At 67.3% G+C, this 20,025-nt stretch carries 19 protein-coding genes; 6 read left to right on the top strand and 13 right to left on the bottom strand.

What is annotated here, in order from left to right; genetic code table 11:
- Positions 1-7: 7 nt before the first annotated feature.
- The 8 genes from A6W98_RS10855 to A6W98_RS10820 form a co-directional block, all read right to left on the bottom strand.
- The gene (locus A6W98_RS10855) at positions 8-1,990 is read right to left on the bottom strand and encodes a heme lyase CcmF/NrfE family subunit (protein ID WP_042461369.1); all 1,983 of its coding nucleotides are present in this window, start codon (positions 1,988-1,990) and stop codon (positions 8-10) included.
- Positions 1,991-2,193: 203 nt separating this feature from the next.
- Entirely contained in the window at positions 2,194-2,760 is a 567-nt protein-coding gene (locus tag A6W98_RS10850; RefSeq protein WP_155734777.1) for a holin family protein, read from the bottom strand.
- A complete protein-coding gene (locus A6W98_RS10845; RefSeq protein ID WP_042461366.1) occupies positions 2,751-3,362 on the bottom strand; it encodes a holin-associated N-acetylmuramidase in 612 nt (203 codons plus the stop codon). The genes A6W98_RS10850 and A6W98_RS10845 overlap by 10 nt, the downstream gene beginning before the upstream one ends.
- Positions 3,363-3,427: 65 nt before the next feature.
- Positions 3,428-3,889: a cytochrome c maturation protein CcmE gene (gene ccmE / locus A6W98_RS10840; RefSeq protein WP_042461363.1), complete on the bottom strand. Its 462-nt coding sequence runs from the start codon at positions 3,887-3,889 to the stop codon at positions 3,428-3,430.
- Positions 3,890-3,902: 13 nt separating this feature from the next.
- Entirely contained in the window at positions 3,903-4,931 is a 1,029-nt protein-coding gene (gene argC, locus A6W98_RS10835) for an N-acetyl-gamma-glutamyl-phosphate reductase (protein ID WP_042461360.1), read from the bottom strand.
- 97 nt (positions 4,932-5,028) lie between these two features.
- Positions 5,029-5,574, bottom strand: coding sequence for a VPLPA-CTERM sorting domain-containing protein (locus A6W98_RS10830; protein WP_155734776.1), 546 nt, complete (start codon positions 5,572-5,574; stop codon positions 5,029-5,031).
- A 142-nt stretch (positions 5,575-5,716) separates the two neighbouring features.
- The gene (locus A6W98_RS10825) at positions 5,717-6,529 is read right to left on the bottom strand and encodes a glutamate racemase (protein WP_042461354.1); all 813 of its coding nucleotides are present in this window, start codon (positions 6,527-6,529) and stop codon (positions 5,717-5,719) included.
- 312 nt (positions 6,530-6,841) lie between these two features.
- The gene (locus A6W98_RS10820; RefSeq protein ID WP_042461351.1) at positions 6,842-10,246 is read right to left on the bottom strand and encodes an indolepyruvate ferredoxin oxidoreductase family protein; all 3,405 of its coding nucleotides are present in this window, start codon (positions 10,244-10,246) and stop codon (positions 6,842-6,844) included.
- A 152-nt stretch (positions 10,247-10,398) separates the two neighbouring features.
- Here A6W98_RS10820 and A6W98_RS10815 point away from each other — a divergent pair, with 152 nt between their 5' ends.
- The 5 genes from A6W98_RS10815 to A6W98_RS10795 all read left to right on the top strand — a co-directional run bounded on the left by A6W98_RS10815 (position 10,399) and on the right by A6W98_RS10795 (position 15,247).
- On the top strand, positions 10,399-11,304 hold the full coding sequence (locus tag A6W98_RS10815) for a LysR family transcriptional regulator (protein WP_042464936.1): 906 nt from the start codon (positions 10,399-10,401) through the stop codon (positions 11,302-11,304).
- 388 nt (positions 11,305-11,692) lie between these two features.
- Positions 11,693-13,852 (top strand): phosphoribosylformylglycinamidine synthase subunit PurL, encoded by a 2,160-nt coding sequence (purL, locus tag A6W98_RS10810; RefSeq protein ID WP_042461350.1) that lies wholly within the window; start codon positions 11,693-11,695, stop codon positions 13,850-13,852.
- A gap of 151 nt (positions 13,853-14,003) precedes the next feature.
- On the top strand, positions 14,004-14,246 hold the full coding sequence (locus A6W98_RS10805) for a BolA/IbaG family iron-sulfur metabolism protein (RefSeq protein WP_042461347.1): 243 nt from the start codon (positions 14,004-14,006) through the stop codon (positions 14,244-14,246).
- 109 nt (positions 14,247-14,355) lie between these two features.
- Entirely contained in the window at positions 14,356-14,721 is a 366-nt protein-coding gene (gene grxD / locus A6W98_RS10800; RefSeq protein ID WP_042461344.1) for a Grx4 family monothiol glutaredoxin, read from the top strand.
- A 10-nt stretch (positions 14,722-14,731) separates the two neighbouring features.
- Entirely contained in the window at positions 14,732-15,247 is a 516-nt protein-coding gene (locus A6W98_RS10795; RefSeq protein WP_042461341.1) for a hypothetical protein, read from the top strand.
- Positions 15,248-15,320: 73 nt separating this feature from the next.
- Here A6W98_RS10795 and A6W98_RS10790 read toward each other — a convergent pair whose 3' ends face one another.
- From A6W98_RS10790 to A6W98_RS10770, 5 genes are all read right to left on the bottom strand, one after another.
- Positions 15,321-15,719, bottom strand: coding sequence for a cell division protein ZapA (locus tag A6W98_RS10790; RefSeq protein WP_042461338.1), 399 nt, complete (start codon positions 15,717-15,719; stop codon positions 15,321-15,323).
- Positions 15,712-16,206 (bottom strand): hypothetical protein, encoded by a 495-nt coding sequence (locus A6W98_RS10785; RefSeq protein WP_042461335.1) that lies wholly within the window; start codon positions 16,204-16,206, stop codon positions 15,712-15,714. The genes A6W98_RS10790 and A6W98_RS10785 overlap by 8 nt, the downstream gene beginning before the upstream one ends.
- A gap of 189 nt (positions 16,207-16,395) precedes the next feature.
- The gene (gene coaD / locus A6W98_RS10780; RefSeq protein ID WP_042461332.1) at positions 16,396-16,887 is read right to left on the bottom strand and encodes a pantetheine-phosphate adenylyltransferase; all 492 of its coding nucleotides are present in this window, start codon (positions 16,885-16,887) and stop codon (positions 16,396-16,398) included.
- A gap of 101 nt (positions 16,888-16,988) precedes the next feature.
- Entirely contained in the window at positions 16,989-17,429 is a 441-nt protein-coding gene (locus tag A6W98_RS10775; RefSeq protein ID WP_042461329.1) for a CBS domain-containing protein, read from the bottom strand.
- A 61-nt stretch (positions 17,430-17,490) separates the two neighbouring features.
- Positions 17,491-18,381, bottom strand: a complete 891-nt coding sequence (locus A6W98_RS10770) for a LysR family transcriptional regulator (protein ID WP_042461326.1) — start codon at positions 18,379-18,381, stop codon at positions 17,491-17,493.
- 104 nt (positions 18,382-18,485) lie between these two features.
- Between A6W98_RS10770 and A6W98_RS10765 the strand changes: the two genes are divergently transcribed.
- Positions 18,486-19,985, top strand: a complete 1,500-nt coding sequence (locus tag A6W98_RS10765; RefSeq protein WP_042464934.1) for a CoA-acylating methylmalonate-semialdehyde dehydrogenase — start codon at positions 18,486-18,488, stop codon at positions 19,983-19,985.
- Positions 19,986-20,025 lie beyond the last annotated feature (40 nt).

The raw sequence follows: 20,025 nt of genomic DNA, 5'->3' as shown, positions 1-20,025 counted from the left end.
GGCATCCTCATTCTGCGGGCTGCGGCAGGGTCGGGCCGCGCTCCTTGCGCGCGCCGGCCGCGACGCGGACACGGCGGTCCGAGAGGCTGAGAAGCCCGCCCAGAGCCATCACGATGGCGCCCATCCAGATCCAGTTGGCGAAGGGCTTGATATAGGTGCGCACCGCCCAGCCGCCATTGTCCTGCGGATCGCCGATGGCGAGATAGAGATCGCGCAGCAAGCCGCTGTCGATCGCGGCTTCCGTGGTGGGCATGCCCGCGACCGGATAGACCCGCTTTTCGGGATGCATCTCGGTGATCTGACGGTCGCCGCGCCAGACGCTGACGGTGGCCATGGTCGAAATGTAGTTCGGGCCTTCCAGCTTCTGCACCCGGTCGAGCTGGAAGCCATAGCTGCCAAGCTCGTAGCGCTCGCCGATCTGGGCCACGCGGATGTCCTCCTGGTTCCAGGCCAGCATCGCCGAGATCCCGATCATGGTGATCCCGAGCCCGGCATGGGCAACCGCCTTGCCCCAATCCGCGCGCGGCAGCCGCGCAAGCCGGGCGGCCCGGGCCGCAAGCCCCTTGCCGCGTCCGGCGCGCAGCCCGAGATCGACAAGCGCGCCCGCGATCAGCCAGACGCCAAGCGCCACGCCCACCGGACCGAGCGCGCTGCGACCGGTCTGCATCGCCCAGATCAGGGCGCCGAGCGCAACCGCCAGCAAGGCCGCGGGCAGCACGGTTTTCGCCGCACGGCCGAGCCGCGCGCGCTTCCATGGCAGGATCGAGCCCAGCGGCAGCAGCAATGCCAGCGCCACCATGAAGGGCGTGAAGGCCATGTCGAAGAAGGGCGCGCCGACCGAAAGCTTGCGGCCGAAGGCCATCTCGGCCACCAGCGGCCAGATCGTGCCGACGAAGACGACCAGCGCCGCGACCGCCAGCAGGATGTTGTTGAAGACCAGCGCCGATTCCCGGCTGACCGCGCCGAAGACGCCCTTGGCCTCCATCGCGCTTGCCCGCGCGGCGAACAGCGTCAGCGCGCCGCCCATGAAGACCAGCAGGATCATCAGCAGGAAGACGCCGCGCTCGGGGTCGTTGGCGAAGGCATGCACGCTGGTGATGATCCCCGAGCGGGTGATGAAGGCCCCGACCAGCGAGAAACCGAAGGCGACGATGGACAGGAGGATCGTCCAGCTCTTCAGCGCCTCGCGCTTCTCGACCACGATGGCCGAATGCAGCAAGGCGGCGGCGATCAGCCAGGGCATGAAGGAGGCGTTCTCGACCGGATCCCAGAACCAGAAACCGCCCCAGCCCAGTTCGTAATAGGCCCACCACGACCCCAGCGCGATGCCGACGGTCAGGCAGATCCAGGCCGCCAGCGTCCAGGGCCTGACCCAGCGTCCCCAGGCGGCATCGACCCGGCCCTCGATCAGGGCGGCGACCGCGAAGGAGAAGCAGATCGAAAGCCCGACATAGCCGAGATAGAGGAAGGGCGGATGGAAGGCGAGCCCGGGATCCTGCAGCAGCGGGTTCAGGTCCTGCCCGTCGAAGGGCGCCTCGGCAAGGCGTTCGAACGGGTTCGAGGTGAACAGGATGAAGGCATAGAAGGCCGCGCCGATGGCCGCCTGCACCGCCAGAACCCGCGCCTTCAGTCCGGGCGGCAGGCCGCCGCCGAACCAGGCCGCGAGCGCGCCGTAAAGCGACACGATCAGCACCCAGAGCAGCATCGAGCCCTCGTGATTGCCCCAGACGCCGGAGACCTTGTAGAGCATCGGCTTGAGCGTATGCGAATTCTCGACCACGACCCGAAGCGAGAAATCCGAGACCACGAACGCGTAGGTCAGGACCCCGAAGCTGAAGGCGGTCAGCAGGAATTGCGCCATGGCGGCCGGTTCGGCCATCGCCATCCAGCCGCTCCAGCCCTTGTGGGCGCCGATCAACGGAACGATCGCCTGCACCAGAGCAATGGCGAAGGCGAGGGCGAGGGCAAAGTGGCCGAGCTCGATAACCATGCCGCCCTCATACCGGGCCGCCGCGACTGCGCCAATGGGTTTTGCGTCGCGCCCCCCGGGCGCTTACGCAATCGTGAGCCCTTTCGGGGCGCGGCGCGCGCCTGCACCCGTGCGATCCGGGCCATCCGCCGGACCGAGCGGGGTACCGCAAATCCCGCCGCCCCCGGCATGGGGCGCGCGTTCGGGCGCCCAGAAAGGCAAGCTCAAAGCCCCGCCCGCCAGTCGTCCAGCGCCGGGTTCGGGCCCTGCGACCGCGGCACCGTGCCGCTGTCCTGCGGGCCGTCAGGCACGGCCTGGGCCGTATCGGACAGCGCCCGCAACTGCTGCAGATTGCGCGCGACCACCGGCGCCATCGCCATCGTTCCGGCGATCGAGCGTTGAAAATCCTGACCCTTGGCCTGATAGCGCGCGCCGAAATAGAAGCTGATGATCGCCCCCATCAGCCACCAGAGCGGCTCGGGCACCAGCGCCATGCCCTGCATCCGCGCCGCGAACCAGACCGGATCGACCATCGCCGAGATCGCCAGCCCCACCGTCCCCAGCGCCATCAGCGGGCGCGGCAGGCGGTTGGCGCCGTCGATCAGCCGGTCGAACAATGTGGCGCGCGGTTGCGCGAATTCATGGGCGAATTCCTCCAGCACGGCGCGCCGCAACTCGAGATCGCGCATGTCGGCCGCCTCGGCATTGACCCGGAACACCTCGGCCGCCTCGCGGATCGCCGTCGGACCGCCGGAAAACAGCATGCCCAATGCCCCGTTCATCACCCCCATCGCGCGACCCTTTCCCGATGCTCCGCCTCGCTCAGCCGGTAGCGCGGAGAGATGAATTCCTCGGCCCGGAGGATCCAGCCGCCCTTTCCGCCGTCGCGGCGGCAGGCATATTTCCGACTGACCGGGCGGCGGTCGGCCAGCGCGTAATAGTAGTTGCGCCGGGCGATGCCATAGGCATCGGCGATATGCCCCGGAGCCGCCTCGGCCGCGGCGCGCGCGGCGCGCACCGTCTCAGGGCCGACCGCACCGTCGACCGCGCAGGGCTGGTCCATCTCGTTCAGCAAGCGCTGCAGAATGCGCACCGCATTGGCGCCCGCATTCACATACATGTCGAAGACCGAGGCATGCAGCGCCTCGGGCAGCGCATCAAGCCTGGGGCGCCGGAAATAATGCTCGACATAGATCGCGACCGCCCCACCGGGATCGAGCCCCCGGACATCGTCGCTGTCGATCTGCCCGTCCCCGGTCAGGTCGAGCCCGAGCCGCCGCATCGTGCCGATGGTGACGCCATGCTTGGTCGGCCCGCCCGGATCGTCGGGATCGTCGACGAAACCACCTTCGCGCAGGACGATCTCCCGCGCCAGCTCTTCCACTGTCTTCATGACTGAAACTCCCCCGCTTCGCGTCGGAACCGGGAAAGTCTGGGTCAGGAAGGTTAGGACCGGGCTTAGCTGCCGTTCGCGCCCTCAACCTCCGGGTCACGATATACGCCCTGCTCCTTCAGCGCGTCGACCACTTCCTTCGGCATGTAGCTTTCGTCATGCTTGGCAAGGATCTCGCGGGCCTCGAACACGCCGTCGACCAGCCGGCCTGTGCCGACCATGCCCTGGTTCTCCTTGAACAGGTCGGGCAGCACGCCGGTATAGGTGACGGGCACGCTGGCGCCGCCATCGGTGACACTGAAGCGGATGGTCTCGCCCTGCCCGCGCTTGAGCGTTCCCGCCTCGACCAGCCCGCCGATGCGGAAGGTCTCGGTAGGCGGCGGCGGCGCCTCGGCCACCTGACTCGGCGAGCGGAAGAAGTTGATGCCGTCGCGCATCGCATAGCCGATCAGCCCGGTCGACAGGCCCAGCGCCACGAAGGCCAGAACGATGATCTGTATCCGCCGTCTCTTCTTCAGTCCGCGCATCTTGCGTTCTCCCTCAGGGGAAGCAGGGGGCCAGCATCAGGCCGGTTTCCTCGGCGATCCCAAGCATCAGGTTGGCGTTCTGCAGCGCCTGCCCCGACGAGCCCTTGGTCAGGTTGTCGATCGCCACGATCACCATGGCCCGGCCCTGCCGCCGGTCCGCCACCACGCCGACATGCGCAAAGTTCGAGCCCCGGACATGCCGGGTCGAAGGATGCTCGCCGAAGGGCAGGACCTCGATGAAGGTTTCATCGGCATAGGCCTTTGCCAAGGTGGCATGAATGTCGCGGGCCTCGCCCCTGACATAGACGGTGGCCAGAATGCCCCGGTTGGCGGGGATCAGATGCGGGGTGAACTGCACCTCGACCGGCCGTCCGGCGATCTTCGAGAATTCCTGATCGAATTCACCCAGATGCCTGTGAATCCCGCCCGCGGAATAGGCGTGGAAGCCTTCCGACAGCTCGGCATGAAGCAGGTTTTCCTTCAGCGCCCGCCCCGCGCCCGAGACCCCGGCCTTGAGGTCGATCACAATCTCGTCAAGGTCGATCAGCCCGGCCTCGATCAGCGGCCGGAGCGCATATTGTCCGGCGGCGGCATTGCAGCCGGTGCATGCCACCAGCCGGGCGCGGCGAATCTCATCGCGGTAGAATTCGGTGAGGCCATAGACGGCTTCCTGCTGCAGCTCGACGGCGGCATGGGGCTTGCCATACCATTTTTCATAGGCGGCCGGATCGCGCAGCCGGAAATCGGCCGACAGATCGACGATCTTCAGGTCGCGCGGCAGTTTATCGATCACCGCCTGGCTGGTGGCATGCGGCAGCGCGCAGAAGACCAGATCGACGGAGGCGAAGTCGATTTCATCGATTTTCACCAGATCGGGCAGGTCAAGATGGCGCAGATGCGGGAACACCGAGGCCATCGCCATGCCGGCCTTTCGCTCGCCCGACAGCGCGGTGATGCGAAGGTCCGGATGGGTCGCGATCAGCCGGATGAGTTCTGCCCCGGTATAGCCCGAGGCGCCGAGAATGGCGACGGATGTAGTCATGGCTTCTGCCCCTGCCGGAAAACGGACCCGCACGAGGCGGGCCCGGCTTTCTTACCTGTCGTGCGGGGCCGAACGCAAGAGAAGGACCGAGCCCTGCTCAGGCTGCCTTCCGACCCCGCTTGCGCAGCAGCAGCGCCGCGCCAAGGGCCGAAACCAGCAGGAGCCCGCCCGCGGGCAGCGGCACAGGTGCGATATCGGGCGTGCCGGCGCTGCCATCCTCGTAGGACACGGACCCTTTCCCGTTCCCGTAGGTCGGACGAATCCAGACATAGACGGTCTTGAGCGTCTTGCCGAAATCGAGCTTCAGATCGGTGCTGGTCTTGTTCGAATCGCTGTAAGGATCGTATTTCAGGTCCCAGCCGCCGCCGTCATAGCCACAGTTGAGGCAGCTTCCCCAGGGGCCGTCCGAGTCCTTCCGGCCGTCCTCGCGGGTGGACCATTTGATTGTGCCGCCCCAATTCGTGTAGCTCGCGGCAGCGTCATCAAGCGAGAAAGACAGGGCAAGATCGCTGACATCGTTCAAATTCAGCCGGATATCCTTGCTGCCATCCAGCACGATCGTCGCGGCGGAGACAGCGCCGCCAAAGGCGAAAGTTGCCGCAAGGGCAGCCGCGGCAAATACTCGTTTCATTCCATACCCCAAGATTTAATACAGGCTCGCCTTAACATAATCCCACGAATTTCCAACCTTTATTCAATGCGGATCACGGAAACACGATGTTTCGCCGCACCCTGAGCACCGCAGGAAACGCCGCGCCGGACCACCGCATCGAATGCAGGCAGGCTCAGGCAGCGCGAAACTCGATGCGCCGGCGCAGGAACTGGGTGGCCTTGTCCGACACGAAGCCCGGATCTCCGGTGGTCAGGAACATCGCCTCGCCGCCCGGCCCCTGCATCTCGGGATGTCGGCCCAGATAGTCGGCAAGGCTCTCGGCCACCAGATTGGCCTGGGAATAGACCTTGACCCCCGCGCCCAGCGCCTCCTGGAAGACGTCCTGCAGCAGCGGGTAATGGGTACAGCCGAGGATCGCCGCCTCGGGATGCGGCATCCGCCGCTTCAGCGCCTCGACATGGGAGCGCACCAGCGCCTCGGCCAGCATCTCGTCGCCCGCCTCGATGGCATCGACGAGCCCGCCGCAGGGCTGGGCCTCGACATCGACGCCAATGGCGCGAAAGGCCAGTTCGCGCTGGAAGGCGCGGCTGGACACGGTCGCGGGCGTCGCGAACAGGGCCACATGCTTGACCGCGACCTCGCGCGGGGGCGAGTTGTCGCCCCATTGCCGTTCGGTCAGCGCCTCGATCAGCGGCACGAACACGCCCAGCACGCGCTTGTCCTTCGGCACCCAGCTTTCCTGCATCCGCCGGAGCGCGGCAGCCGAGGCGGTATTGCAGGCGAGAATCGCCAGATCGCAGCCCGCATCGAACAGGCGCGAGACCGCATCGGTGGTCAGCCGGTAGACATCCTCGGCATCGCGGATGCCATAGGGCGCATGGGCGTTGTCGCCGAAATAGACGAAGGGCACCTCGGGCAGCCTGCGGGCCACCGCGTCCAGCACCGTCAGACCGCCAAGTCCGGAATCGAAGACACCAACCGCCATGCTCTCACGCCCTGCATTTCTGATCGAATTCACAGCCGCAATCGAATGGCTTCAATGGCTGCGGGGACAACTCATAGGTCGAGTTGCCAAGAAAATCCATCGCCGCTTTGACCTCTACCCAAGGGCTTTCGGACGCAGCGGACCGAACGGGCCGGGCCTCCCTCGGCACCAGCACCAGCAGCAGGGACCCCCGCAGATGGCGCGCAGGCAGAGCGACCCGCGCCCCTCGAAGCAGACAGGCAGCATGGTCCAGCCCGGCTCTGCCACCATCCTCGCGGCAAACCGGCCCCGGACCCCGGCGCCACCGCACCGCTACTCGGCCGCCCTGTCGAGCGCTGCCCCGCCCGCCCGGATCTCGGCCAGAAGCGCCGCGCGCCTATCATCGGCCGCCCGTTCGGCCTCTACCCTGACCGGCCCGAAGCCGCGCACCGACAGCGGCAGTTCGGCCAGCGCCGTCGCCGCCGTCAGCGTCGAGGGCGAGAGCCGCGCCAGAATCTCCTCCATGTCGGCCTCGTAGCGCCGGATCGCCGCGCGTTCGCGCTGCCGTTCCTCCTGCCAGCCGAACGGATCGAAGGGCGTGCCGCGCAGCCGCCGCAGCGCTGCAAGCAGCCGAAAGCCCCGCTCCATCCACGGCCCGAAGGCGCGTTTTCTCGGACGGCCATCGGCCCCGCGCCCCTTGAGGAAGGGTGGCGCGAGGTGCCAGGTGATCTCGAGATCGCCCTCGAATTCGGCGCGCGCCTTCGCGGCGGTGTCCAGATGCAGCCGCGCGACCTCGTATTCGTCCTTGTAGGCCAGAAGCTTGTGATAGCCCTTCGCGACCGCGGCGCGCAGGAACGGGTCCTCGAAGCGCTCGACCAGACGGCGATAGCGCCGGGCCAGCCGTCCCGACTGATAGGCCCGCAGATGCGCCTCGCGGAACGCGATCCGCTCGCGGAGCGAGCGGGGCTTCTCGACCGTCTCGGAGGCCAGCACCCGGGCCGCGGCGCCCGGCTCGGCCGCCGCCCAGCGCCCGATCTCGAAAGCGCGCCGGTTGCCCGCGACCCCCGCCCCGTTCAGTTCGATCGCCCGGTCGATGGCCTCATGCGAGAGCGGGATCAGCCCCTGCTGCCAGGCCGCCCCGGTGACGATCATGTTGGCATAGATCGTGTCGCCCATCAGCCGCCGCGCAAGCTCGGTCGCATCGAAAAGCTGCAGCCGGTCCTTCAGCCGCGCCTTCAGCGCCAGTTCCAGCCGGTCCGAGGGCACCCGGAATTCCGGATCGCGGGTGAAGGCGCCGGTCACGATATCATGGCTGTTGACCACCGCCCCGGTACGGCCCTGGGTCATCAGCCCGACGGTCCTGGCCCCCGCCGTCACCACAAGATCACCCCCGATCACCGCATCGGCCTCGCCGACCGCGACCCGGATCGCCGAGATGTCCTCCGGCCGCGCGGCGATCCGGCAATGGATATGCACCGCGCCCCCCTTCTGGGCCAGCCCGGCCATCTCCATCATCCCCGCGCCCTTGCCGTCGACATGGGCGGCCATGGCCAGGATCGCGCCGATGGTCACGGCGCCGGTGCCGCCGACCCCGGCGATGACCAGGTTCCAGGTCCCCTCAATCTCGGGCAGCGCGGGCGCGGGCAGCGCGCCGATCTCGACCTCGGCCGAAGCCTCTTTGCGCGGCCGCGCCCCCTTCAGCGTAACGAAAGAGGGGCAGAAGCCGTTGAGGCAGGAGAAATCCTTGTTGCAGGCCGACTGGTCGATGGCGCGCTTGCGGCCCAGCTCGGTCTCGACCGGCACGATGGCGACGCAATTCGACTGCACCCCGCAATCGCCGCAGCCCTCGCAGATATCGGTATTGATGAAGACCCGCCTGTCGGGATCGGGGAAGGCGCCCTTCTTGCGGCGGCGGCGCTTCTCGGCGGCACAGGTCTGGATATAGACCAGCGCGGTCACGCCCCCGATCCCGGACAGCCGCGTCTGCACCGCCATCAGATCCGCGCGGGGATGGCAGGCGACAGCGGCCGGAAAGCCCCCGGGATCGAGGTCTTCCTTCTCGTCATAGACGACCTCGACCCGCGCCACCCCGGCCGCCAGCAATTCGTCGACGATCTGGCGCGCGGTCAGACCGCCATCATTGCCTTGCCCGCCGGTCATGGCGACCGCATCGTTATAGAGGATCTTGTAGGTGATGTTGACGCCGGCCGCGATGGCGGCATGGATCGCCAGCCGTCCCGAATGGTTGTAGGTGCCGTCGCCCAGGTTCTGGAACACATGGCCCCGGGTCGAGAACGGCGCCTCGCCGATCCAGTTCGCGCCCTCGGCCCCCATATGGGTAAAGCCGCTGGTGTCGCGATCCATCCAGAGCGCCATGATATGGCAGCCGATCCCGGCATAGGCGCGCCCGCCCTCGGGCACCCGGGTCGAGCTGTTATGCGGACAGCCCGCGCAGAAATACGGCAACCGCGCCGCCATGTCCTCGGCATTGTCGGCGCGCCGCGCCTCGCGGATGCGCTCGAGCGCGGCCGAGAGCCGGTCGCTGCCGCGCCCCTCCTCGATCAGGATCCGGCCAAGCGTCTCGGCGATCATCACCGGATCGAGCGCATAGCGGGTCGGGAAAAGCTCTTCGCCGCGGTCGTTCTTCCAGCCGTAGATCCGGCGGCCGCGGCGGTCATGGAAGATCGCCTCCTTGGCCTGCACCTCGATCAGCTTGCGCTTTTCCTCGACCACCACGATCAGCTCGAGCCCTTCCGAGAATTCGGCAAAGCTCTTCATGTCCAGCGGCCAGACCTGCCCGACCTTGTAGGTGGCGATCCCCAGCCGTTCGGCCTCGGCCTCGCCGATCCCCAGAAGCTCCAGCGCGTGGACCAGATCGAGCCAGGTCTTGCCCGCCGCCACCAGCCCGATCTTCGCCCCCGGCCCGCCCCAGACCCGCCGGTCGATCCGATTGGCATGGGCGAAGGCCTCGGCCGCAAAGCGCTTGTGGTCGATCATGCGCGCCTCCTGCGGCACCCAGTGATCGTTCAGCCGGATGTTCAGCCCGCCCGGCGGCAGCGGATAATCGGGAGCCGTGACCTCCATCCGCCCGGGGCGGCCATCGACGACCGAGGTCACCTCGACCGTGTCCTTCATCACCTTCAGCCCGACCAGCACCCCGGCAAAGCGCGACAGCGCATAGCCGTAGATCCCGTAATCTAGGATCTCCTGCACACCCGCGGGCGACAGCACCGGCACATAGGCATCGACCATCGCCCAGTCGGACTGGTGGCAGGTGGTCGAGGATTCGCCGGTATGATCGTCGCCCATCGCCAGCAGCACCCCGCCCCGGGCCGAGGTTCCGGCCAGGTTGGCATGACGGATCGCATCGCCCGAACGGTCGACCCCCGGCCCCTTGCCGTACCAGAGCCCGAACACCCCGTCGCGGGCGCCCTCGCCCCTCAGCTCGGCCTGCTGCGTCCCCCAAAGCGCGGTGAGCGCCAGATCCTCGTTCAGCCCCGGCTGAAACAGGACCCCCGCCGCCTCCAGCTCGGCCCGCGCCCGCATCATCTGCTGATCGACCGCGCCCAGCGGCGAGCCCCGATAGCCGGTGACATACCCGCCCGTGTTCAGCCCCAGCACCCGGTCGCGCGCGGCCTGCATCAGCATCAATCGCACCAGCGCCTGCGTTCCGTTCAGCAAGATAGAGGGCTTCGACAGGTCGTAACGGTCCTGCAGGCGGATATCGGCTCTGGTCATGGCGCCCCTCCCCTGGCGTCTGTTTGCACCAGCTTAGGTCAAGCCATGTGACCTACAAAATGAAATCGGCGCCACTTCCCGTTTGCAAACCCGGATCGGCGCCCTGTAGGTAATGGCCGAAAACGGAATACCGGCCTTGCGGGAATTGCATGATGGATTGGGACAAGCTCAGGATATTTTATGCGGTTGCCGACGCCGGCAGCCTGACCCATGCCGGCGAAAGCCTGCATCTGTCCCAGTCGGCGGTCTCGCGCCAGATCCGGGCGCTCGAGGAGAGCCTCGGCTCGACCCTCTTCCACCGCCATGCCCGCGGCCTGATCCTGACCGAACAGGGCGAATTGCTGTTCGATGCGACCTCGGCCATGGCGCGGCGCCTCGACACCGCGGTCGCGCGCATCCGCGACAGCGTCGAGGAGGTCTTCGGCGAGCTTCGGGTGACCACGACCACCGGCTTCGGCTCGCTCTGGCTCGCCAAGCGGCTGCCGATCCTCTATCAGCGCTATCCCGAACTCAAGATCGACCTGATGCTTGAAGAGCAGGTGCTCGATCTGCCGATGCGCGAGGCCGATGTCGCGATCCGGATGAAGGAGCCGAGCCAGGCCGACCTGATCCGGCTGCGGCTGATGAACATCAAGATGCGGCTTTATGCGACCCGGTCATATCTCGAGGCGCGCGGCACCCCTGCAACGCCCGAGGATCTTTCCGACCACCGGCTGATCTGCCAGAACACCTCCTCGGCCCAGGTCGCGGCCGGTGCCCGCCTCGTGCGCGAGCTGATGACCTACAACATCCCCTCGACGCTGACGGTGAACAACTATTTCGGTGTGCTGCAGGCGGTTCTGAACGGGCTCGGCATCGGCGTGCTGCCCGATTACGTGACCGAGGACCATCCGCATCTGGTGCGTGTGCTCGACACAATCGAATCGCACGACGTGCCGGTTTTCCTAGCCTATCCCGAGGAATTGCGCGCCTCGCGCCGGATCGCGGCCTTCCGCGAATTCATCACCGAGCAGATCATGGAGAAGCGGCAGCGCGACAAGGACACGCCGCAGATGTGAGATATGTACCACATGCATGGCGCATATGCTGCCTTGCGGCAAGTTTGGGCTTGAAACGATGCGGCGCGGTCCATACTTCCTTGGGCGAAGACGGAAGCATCGCTTCTGTCTTTACCTCCCTGTTGGACTTGGGCCGAGCTTAGCGCTCGGCCTTTTTTTTGCCTTTCCCGCATTTGCCGCATTTTCGTGCAAGCTGACGCTACGTCCGCATCCGATATCGCCGCAAACCGGATGGCGGCACCGGCCGATCCCCCCGGTTTCATCGTCTCATGGCCGAATCGGCGCCGCCTCACCCCGCCAAGATCGCCCTTCCCCCATCCGCCCTCTTCCCCCCAACGCTCTCCTGTCGTAGGACGGCGACAAACTGCCCGAGGGGAACCACACCGCCATGGACGAGCCGCAGATCACCGAGGACCTCATCGCCGCGCACGGGATCAAGCCGGACGAATACGACCGTATCCTGCAGCTTCTGGGCCGGGAGCCGAGCTTTACCGAACTCGGCATCTTCTCGGCGATGTGGAACGAGCACTGCTCCTACAAGTCGTCCAAGAAATGGCTGCGCACCCTGCCCACCGAAGGGCCCCAGGTGATCTGCGGTCCCGGCGAGAATGCGGGCGTGGTCGATATCGGCGACGGCCAGGCCGTGGTGTTCAAGATGGAGAGCCACAACCACCCCTCCTATATCGAGCCCTATCAGGGCGCGGCCACCGGCATGGGCGGCATCCTGCGCGACGTCTTCACCATGGGCGCGCGGCCGGTCGCGGCGATGAACGCGCTCAGCTTCGGCCAGCTCGCCCATCCCCGGACCCGGCAGGTCGTGCATGGCGTGATCGAGGGCGTGGGCGGCTACGGCAACTGCTTCGGCGTGCCGACCGTGGGCGGCGAGGTCCGCTTCCATCCCGCCTATGACGGCAACTGCCTCGTGAATGCCTTCGCCGCCGGTCTGGCCGATGCCGACAAGATCTTCTACTCGGCCGCCTCGGGCGTCGGCATGCCGGTGGTCTATCTCGGCGCCAAGACCGGCCGCGACGGCGTCGGCGGCGCCACCATGGCCTCCGCCGAGTTCGACGAGGGCATCGAGGAGAAGCGTCCCACCGTCCAGGTCGGCGACCCCTTCACCGAAAAGCGCCTGATGGAAGCCTGTCTGGAACTGATGGCCACGGGCGCGGTGATCTCGATCCAGGACATGGGAGCCGCGGGCCTGACCTGTTCGGCGGTCGAGATGGGCGACAAGGGCGATCTGGGCGTCCGGCTCGATCTGGACCTGGTGCCCTGCCGCGAAGAGCGCATGACCGCCTACGAGATGATGCTGTCGGAATCCCAGGAGCGCATGCTGATGGTGCTGCGCCCCGAGAAGGAGGCCGAGGCCAAGGCGATCTTCGACAAATGGGATCTCGACTTCGCCATCGTCGGCGAAACCATTGCCGAGGACCGTTTCCTCATCCTCCATGGCGGCGAGGTGCGGGCCGACCTGCCGCTGAAGGCGCTGTCGGGCAATGCCCCCGAATATGACCGCCCCTGGGTCGCGACGCCCGCAGCAGAGCCCATGGACGACGTGCCCGGCATCGACCCGATCGACGCTCTCAAGGCGCTGATCTCGTCGGTGAACTACTGTTCCCGGCAATGGGTCTATGAACAATATGACAGCCAGGTCATGGCCGACACCGTGGTCCGCCCGGGCCTCGGCGCCGGCGTGATCCGCGTCCACGGTACCGAAAAGGCGCTGGCCTTCACCTCGGACGTGACGCCGCGCTATGTGCGCGCCAACCCCGTCGAGGGCGGCAAGCAGGCGGTGGCCGAGGCCTATCGCAACCTCTGTGCCGTGGGCGCCCGGCCGCTGGCCACCACCGACAACATGAATTTCGGCAATCCCGAAAAGCCCGAGATCATGGGTCAGTTCGTCGGCGCGATCGAGGGGATCGGCGCGGCCTGCATCGCGCTCGACATGCCGATCGTCTCGGGCAATGTCTCGCTTTACAACGAAACCGATGGCGAACCGATCCTGCCCACGCCGACCATCGGCGCGGTCGGGCTTCTGGACCGGCTCGACGATCTGATCGCGGGCGTCCCGGCCGAGGGCCATCTGGCCCTGCTGATCGGCGAGAGCGCGGGGCATCTCGGACAATCGGCCCTGCTTTACGAGGTCTTCAACCGCGAAGACGGCGACGCGCCGGCGGTCGATCTGGAGGCCGAGCGCCGGAACGGCGAATTCCTCCGCGCCAACCGCGCGCTGATTTCCGCCGCGACCGACCTTGCCGATGGCGGGCTCGCGCTCGCGGCCTTCGAACTGGCCGAGGCGAGCGGGATCGGCGTCAGCCTCGACATGGCCGACACCCCCGCGCTGTTCGGCGAGGATCAGGGCCGCTATCTGATCGCCGCCAGCTTCGACGCGGCCGAGGCATTGATGGTCGCGGCCGGCAAGGCCGGCGTGCCGCTGGCGACCGTGGGCCGCTTCGGCGGCGACCAGATCTCCTTCGGGGGCCAGTCGGCCCCGCTCTCCGACCTGACCGCGCTCTACCGCTCGGCCTTCGCCGAAGCGCTTGGCTGACCCACCCCCGCGCCGGACGGGATGCAGCAGATGCCCGGTGCCGCGGATCGCGGCAGCACACCGACGGTCGCGGCGAAGCCGCGGCTGACGGCTTGCAGCCGGGCGCCCTCGTCTCTACATCTTGTTCGGCAAGCAGAAAGGACGCCCGCCCATGGCGATCACGCCCGAAGAAATCGAAAGCCTGATCCGCGAGAAGTTTCCCTCCGCGAAGATCACCATCACCGACATTGCCGGCGACGGGAACCACTATGCGGCCGAGGTGATCGACGAAAGCTTCCGTGGGATGAACCGCGTTCAGCAGCACCGCGCCGTCAACGCCGCGCTCAAGGCGCAGATGGAGGGCTCCAACGGGGCGCTGCATGCGCTTGCGCTGACCACCAAGGCCCCGGACTGACCGAGGCAGGGCCGAGCGGCGCAACATTGACCGCCGCAGGGCTCCGGACGCCCGCACCAGACGCAACAGGGGCCACCACCCGCCCCCCAAGCACACAGGACAGCAGATCATGACCGACGCCGCCAAGGACCGCATTCAGCAGACGATTTCCGAAAATGACGTGGTGCTTTACATGAAAGGCACCAAGGCCTCGCCGCAATGCGGATTTTCCAGCCGGGTCGCGGGCGTTCTGAACTTCATGGGCGTCGAGTATGCCGATGTGAACGTGCTGGCCGACGAGGAAATCCGCCAGGGCATCAAGGACTTCTCGGACTGGCCGACGATCCCGCAGCTTTACGTCAAGGGCGAATTCGTCGGTGGCTGCGATATCATCACCGAGATGACCCTCTCGGGCGAGCTCGACAAGCTGTTCGACGACAAGGGCGTGTCCTATTCCCGGGACGCCGCCGACAAGATCCGCGCAGCGAACGCCTGAGGCCGTTCCCATGATCAGGGCGCGCCTGTGGTACGGTCCGGCAGGGGACCGTCTGCCGCCCGAGCGTGTGGCGCAATATCTGCGCGGGCCTCTGGCCTGTACGCTCGGCCTGCGCGAATGCAATCTCGACGGCGCCTGGCATTCGGAAATCCAGCTGACCGCGCCGATCAAGGCGCGGCTTTTCCTCGAACGCGGCCCCGAGGTCTCGGGAGAAGCCGCCGACCTGGTCAGCCGGCTTCCGGCCAGCGCCCCGCCCGCGCTGGCGCGGCGGCTCGCCCGCTGTACCGCTAGGCTCGTCGTGTCCGACCCCGCGCCGGACACGCATTTTCCGCCCGGCGTGCCGCTGTCGCGCAGCGTGCTGCTGCCACTTGCCTTCGCGATCGACGCCATCGTCGAAGATACCGAGGCCGGGCGGCTGTCCTTCTACGCGCCGCCCGCCGCGCCGCGCACTCCGCTGACAGCCCGGATCGGGCGCATCCTGTCGGAGATCTCGGGGCTCATGCGCCCGCGCAGACACCCGTCCTGACCGGCCCGAATGCAAAACGCCCGACCTCGAGGCCGGGCGTTTCCAGAAAGCCGCTCTGACTGCCGGGGCGCGATCACGTCCCCGCCAGCTTCTCCTCGACCTGCGAGGCCAGCGCCTCGGCCCGCGCCGCGAGATCGGCCAGGCTCTCTCCGACGGAGGCAGGAATGACCGGCACCTCGACCCGCTCGGGCTCCGGCCGCGGCGCGGTCTCCATCGCCTCGATCCGGGCCGAAGCCTCGGCAAGCTTCGCCTCGAGCCCTTTCAGACGTTCCTCGAGCCCGACCGTCTTGTCGGCCAGCATCAGCCCCGACATCAGCAAAAGCCGGGTCTCGGGCAAGCGGCCGTTCTGCTCGGACAGCACCGAGGCCTCGGCATCGAGTGTGCGGGCCGCCGCCGCCAGATAGGGTTCTTCGCCGGGCTGGCAGGCCACCTCGAAGCTGCGCCCGCCGATGATGATCTCGATATTAGGCATGCGCGACCCCTTCTTCGGCGGCGGGCATCAGTTCGGCGAGGATCGAGTCGATCTCGGCCCGGTCGCTGGCACGAAGCGCGGTCAGCGCCTCCAGCTCGGCCAGCAGGGCGGCATCGATCGCGGACGGATCGCCCAGCCCCTGGGCATTGGCCTCGCGCAGCGCCACGCTGGTCTCGCGCAGCTTGGCATTCACCGCCCGCAGCCGGTCGACATCGGCCTCGGCCGCCTCGGCCCGCGCGGTCAGGTCTGCCGCCCGCTGCTCGAGCCGCGCCACCTGGGTTTCCTGACGCTCCTGGATCGCCTTGACCCGCTCGTTCAGCTGCGCGTTCACGCCGCGCTCGGTCTCGAGGGCCTCGCGCAGCTTGTCGAGTTCCGCCGGGTCCGTCCCGTCCTCGGCCCCGCCGCCCGAACCAAGCGCATCGAGCCCCTGCCCGATGCGTTCGAGCGCCGCGACGATCCGGCGCTCCAGTTCCACGATATCGCTCATCTCCGCCTGCTCTCCGGCCTGTCTTGTCCGGGCCCTGTCGCAGCCGCATTCCGAATCGCGGTGGCGGGCCATTGTCCCAAGTGTATCGCAAGGCGTGGCGGAATGCGCCCCCCCGGAGGCCCCGGTCTCCGGCGGTCTCCGGCCCCCGGAACGGTCGGCTGGGCCTTGCCTGTCGGCGCCTGCGACCGGTCAGTCGAACTTGGCGACCAGCCGGTCCCGCACGCCCGGGGTCACGAAGCTCGACACATCGCCGCCGAGCCTCGCGATCTCCTTGACCAGCTTCGACGCGATCGCCTGGCGCCTGGCATCGGCCATCAGGAACACCGTCTCGACACTGGCATCGAGCGCCCGGTTCATGCCCACCATCTGGAATTCGTATTCGAAATCGGCGACGGCCCGCAGCCCGCGCAGGATCATCGTGGCGCCGACATCGCGGGCACAGTCGATCAGCAGGTTCTCGAAGGGATGAACCACGATCTCGGTCCCGGTCCTGTCGCCCAGCGCCGCACATTCGCTCTCGATCATCTCGACCCGCTCTTCCAGAGGAAACAGCGGCCCCTTGTCACGATTTATCGCGACCCCGATCACCAGCCGGTCGACCAGCGCGCAGGCCCGGGTGATGATGTCGATATGGCCAAGCGTCACCGGGTCGAATGTCCCGGGATAGAGACCGATGCGCATCGGGAAACCTCCTCCACATTCCCGGCGCACGCAACATTATTATAGCCCGTTTTGCAAGCGTACCATGGGCTTGGCCCGCGTTTTTTCCGAATGCCGCGGGCCTAGAAGCCCTTGATCATCCCTTCGAGCGCTTCCTTTTCCATCGACAGTTCCGACAGCCGCGCCTTGACCACATCGCCGATCGAGATGATCGCCACCATCCGCCCGTCCTCCAGCACCGGCATGTGCCGGAACCGGCCTTCGGTCATGCGCGCCAGCACCACATCGGCCCCGTCCTCGAGCGCGCAGAACTGGATGCGGCGGGTCATGATCGTCGAGACCGGGTCCTTGAGGCATTTCGGTCCGCAGCGCCCCAGCTCGCGCACGATGTCGCGTTCCGAGACGATCCCCTCCACCCGCTCGCCGCTGTCGCTGCCGCTGACCACGAGCGAGCCGATACGCCGGGCCGACAGCTCGGCCGCGGCATCGGCCACCGAGGTCTCGGGCGGGATCGTCGCCACCCCCGGCACCAGCTTCTCGCGCAGGATCTGATGAACTTGCATGGTCTCCTCCCCAGGATGACGGCTTTGCCTGACCAAGCGTCACCCGGCCCGCGACATGCTGTCAAGCCAAGCCTTCGAGACGCAGCAATTCTTCGCGAAGACCCTCCAGCAGCAATCCGGCGAAACGCGTCAGCCTTGGGTGCTTGCGGTCATCGCCGTGACGGATCAGGTAGAAGCTGCGCCGGAGCGCCAGCGCGTCCGGCAGCACCCTGACCAGCCCCGGCGCGGCCGGCAGCGCGAAATCATGGACGATCCCCAGCCCCGCCCCGGTCCGCAGCCAGTTGAGCTGTACCGAGACCGAGTTCGAGCCCAGCGCCACCCGCTCGACCCCGGTCGCCGCCAGATAATCGAGCTCGCGGTCGAAGATCATGTCGGGGATGTAGCCGACGATCCGGTGCCCGGCGAGATCGGCCAGATCGCGGATCGGCGGATGCGCCGCCAGATAGTCGCGATGGGCGGCCAGGTGCAGCTGGTAGTCGGCGATCCGCTGCACCGTCAGCCGCCCGGTCTTGGGCGGGCTCACCGCGATCGCCATGTCGGCCTCGCGACGGCTGAGATTGAACACCCGCGCCAGCGCGACGATCTGCACCTCGAGCCCCGGATGACGGTCGCAGATCGCCGCGGCCACCTGCGGCAGCAGATAGTTCGCAACCCCGTCCGGCGCGCCGATCCTGACCGCCCCGGTCAGTTGCCCCTCCTGGCCGCGCAGCTCCTCGACCCCCTCGGTCAGCGCCTGTTCGGCCTCCGAGGCGCGGGCCATCAGCCGCTCTCCCGCCTCGGTCAGCCCGTAGCCCCGCGGCGAGCGCGCGAACAGGGCCACCCCCAGCCCCTCTTCCAGCCGCGCGATCCGCCGACCCAGCGTCGCCGGGTCGAGCCGCAAGGCCTTGCCCGCCCCGGTCAGGCTCTCGGCCCGCGCCACCGCCAGAAACAACCGCATGTCGTCCCAGTTCATCCGTCAGTCCTTGCATTTTCGCAAAACGCTTTTGGGAAGCTGAGGCTTTTCGCCACAATTTTGCAAGACTAAGCTCGCCTCGAAACGCATTCAGGGAGATGAACATGAAAGATCTCACTCATTTCGTGAACGGCCAGCATGTTGCGGGTGGCTCGGGCCGGTTCGCCGATGTCTACAACCCCGCGCTTGGCGAAGTGCAGTCGCGGGTGCCGCTGGCCTCGAAGGCCGAGGTCGACGCCGCCATCGCCGCGGCCGCCGAGGCCCAGCCGAAATGGGCCGCCACCAACCCGCAGCGCCGGGCCCGGGTGCTGATGGAATTCGTGCGGCTCCTGAACCGCGACATGCAGAAGCTGGCCGAGGCGCTGTCGGCGGAACATGGCAAGACCGTTCCCGATGCCAAGGGCGACGTGCAGCGCGGGCTCGAGGTGATCGAGTTCTGCATCGGCGCGCCGCATCTCCTGAAGGGCGAATTCAGCGACAGCGCGGGCCCCGGCATCGACATGTATTCGATGCGCCAGCCGCTGGGCGTGGTCGCGGGCATCACGCCCTTCAACTTCCCCGCCATGATCCCGATGTGGAAGCTGGGCCCGGCGCTGGCCTGCGGCAATGCCTTCATCCTCAAGCCCTCTGAACGCGCCCCGACCGTGCCGCTGATGCTGGCCGCCCTGCTGCAGGAGGCAGGCCTGCCCGACGGCGTGCTGCAGGTCGTCAATGGCGACAAGGAGGCGGTCGACGCGATCCTCGACAATCCCGAGATCCAGGCCATCGGCTTCGTCGGCTCGACCCCGATCGCCCAGTATATCTACGGGCGCGGCTGTTCGAACGGCAAGCGGGTGCAATGCTTCGGCGGTGCCAAGAACCACATGATCGTGATGCCCGATGCCGACATGGATCAGGCGGCCGATGCGCTGGTGGGCGCGGGCTACGGCGCGGCCGGCGAACGCTGCATGGCGATCTCGGTCGCGGTGCCGGTGGGCGAGGAAACCGCCGACCGGCTGATCGAGAAGCTGCTGCCGCGGATCGAGAAGCTGAAGGTCGGCCCCTACACTGCCGGGGCGGATGTCGATTACGGCCCGGTCGTCACCGCCGAGGCCAAGGCCCGGGTGCTGGGGCTGATCGACAAGGGCGTGGCCGAGGGCGCCGAGCTGGTGCTCGACGGCCGCAACTTCTCGCTTCAGGGCTACGAGAAGGGCTTCTTCGTCGGCCCGACGCTGTTCGACCGGGTCACCACCGACATGGAGATCTACCGGACCGAAATCTTCGGCCCCGTGCTCTCGACCGTCCGGGCGAAGACCTATGAAGAGGCGCTGGGCTATGCCATGGACCACGAATATGGCAACGGCACCGCGATCTTCACCCGCGACGGCGACACCGCACGCGACTTTGCCAGCCGGATCAATATCGGCATGGTCGGCATCAACGTCCCGATCCCGGTGCCGCTGGCCTATCACACCTTCGGCGGCTGGAAGAAATCGGGCTTCGGCGATCTGAACCAGCACGGCCCCGATGCCTTCCGCTTCTATACCCGCACCAAAACCGTGACCTCGCGCTGGCCGTCGGGGATGAAGGAAGGCGGCGAGTTCCATTTCAAGCAGATGGACTGATCCGCGCGCCTCTTCGGAGAGGCGGCCCCCGCGCCGCCTC

The sequence above is a fragment of the Rhodovulum sulfidophilum DSM 1374 genome, assembly GCF_001633165.1.
GTDB classification, from domain to species: Bacteria; Pseudomonadota; Alphaproteobacteria; order Rhodobacterales; family Rhodobacteraceae; genus Rhodovulum; species Rhodovulum sulfidophilum.
Note: the sequence above shows the minus strand (reverse complement) of the source record. Positions and strands in the feature narration are given on the sequence as shown.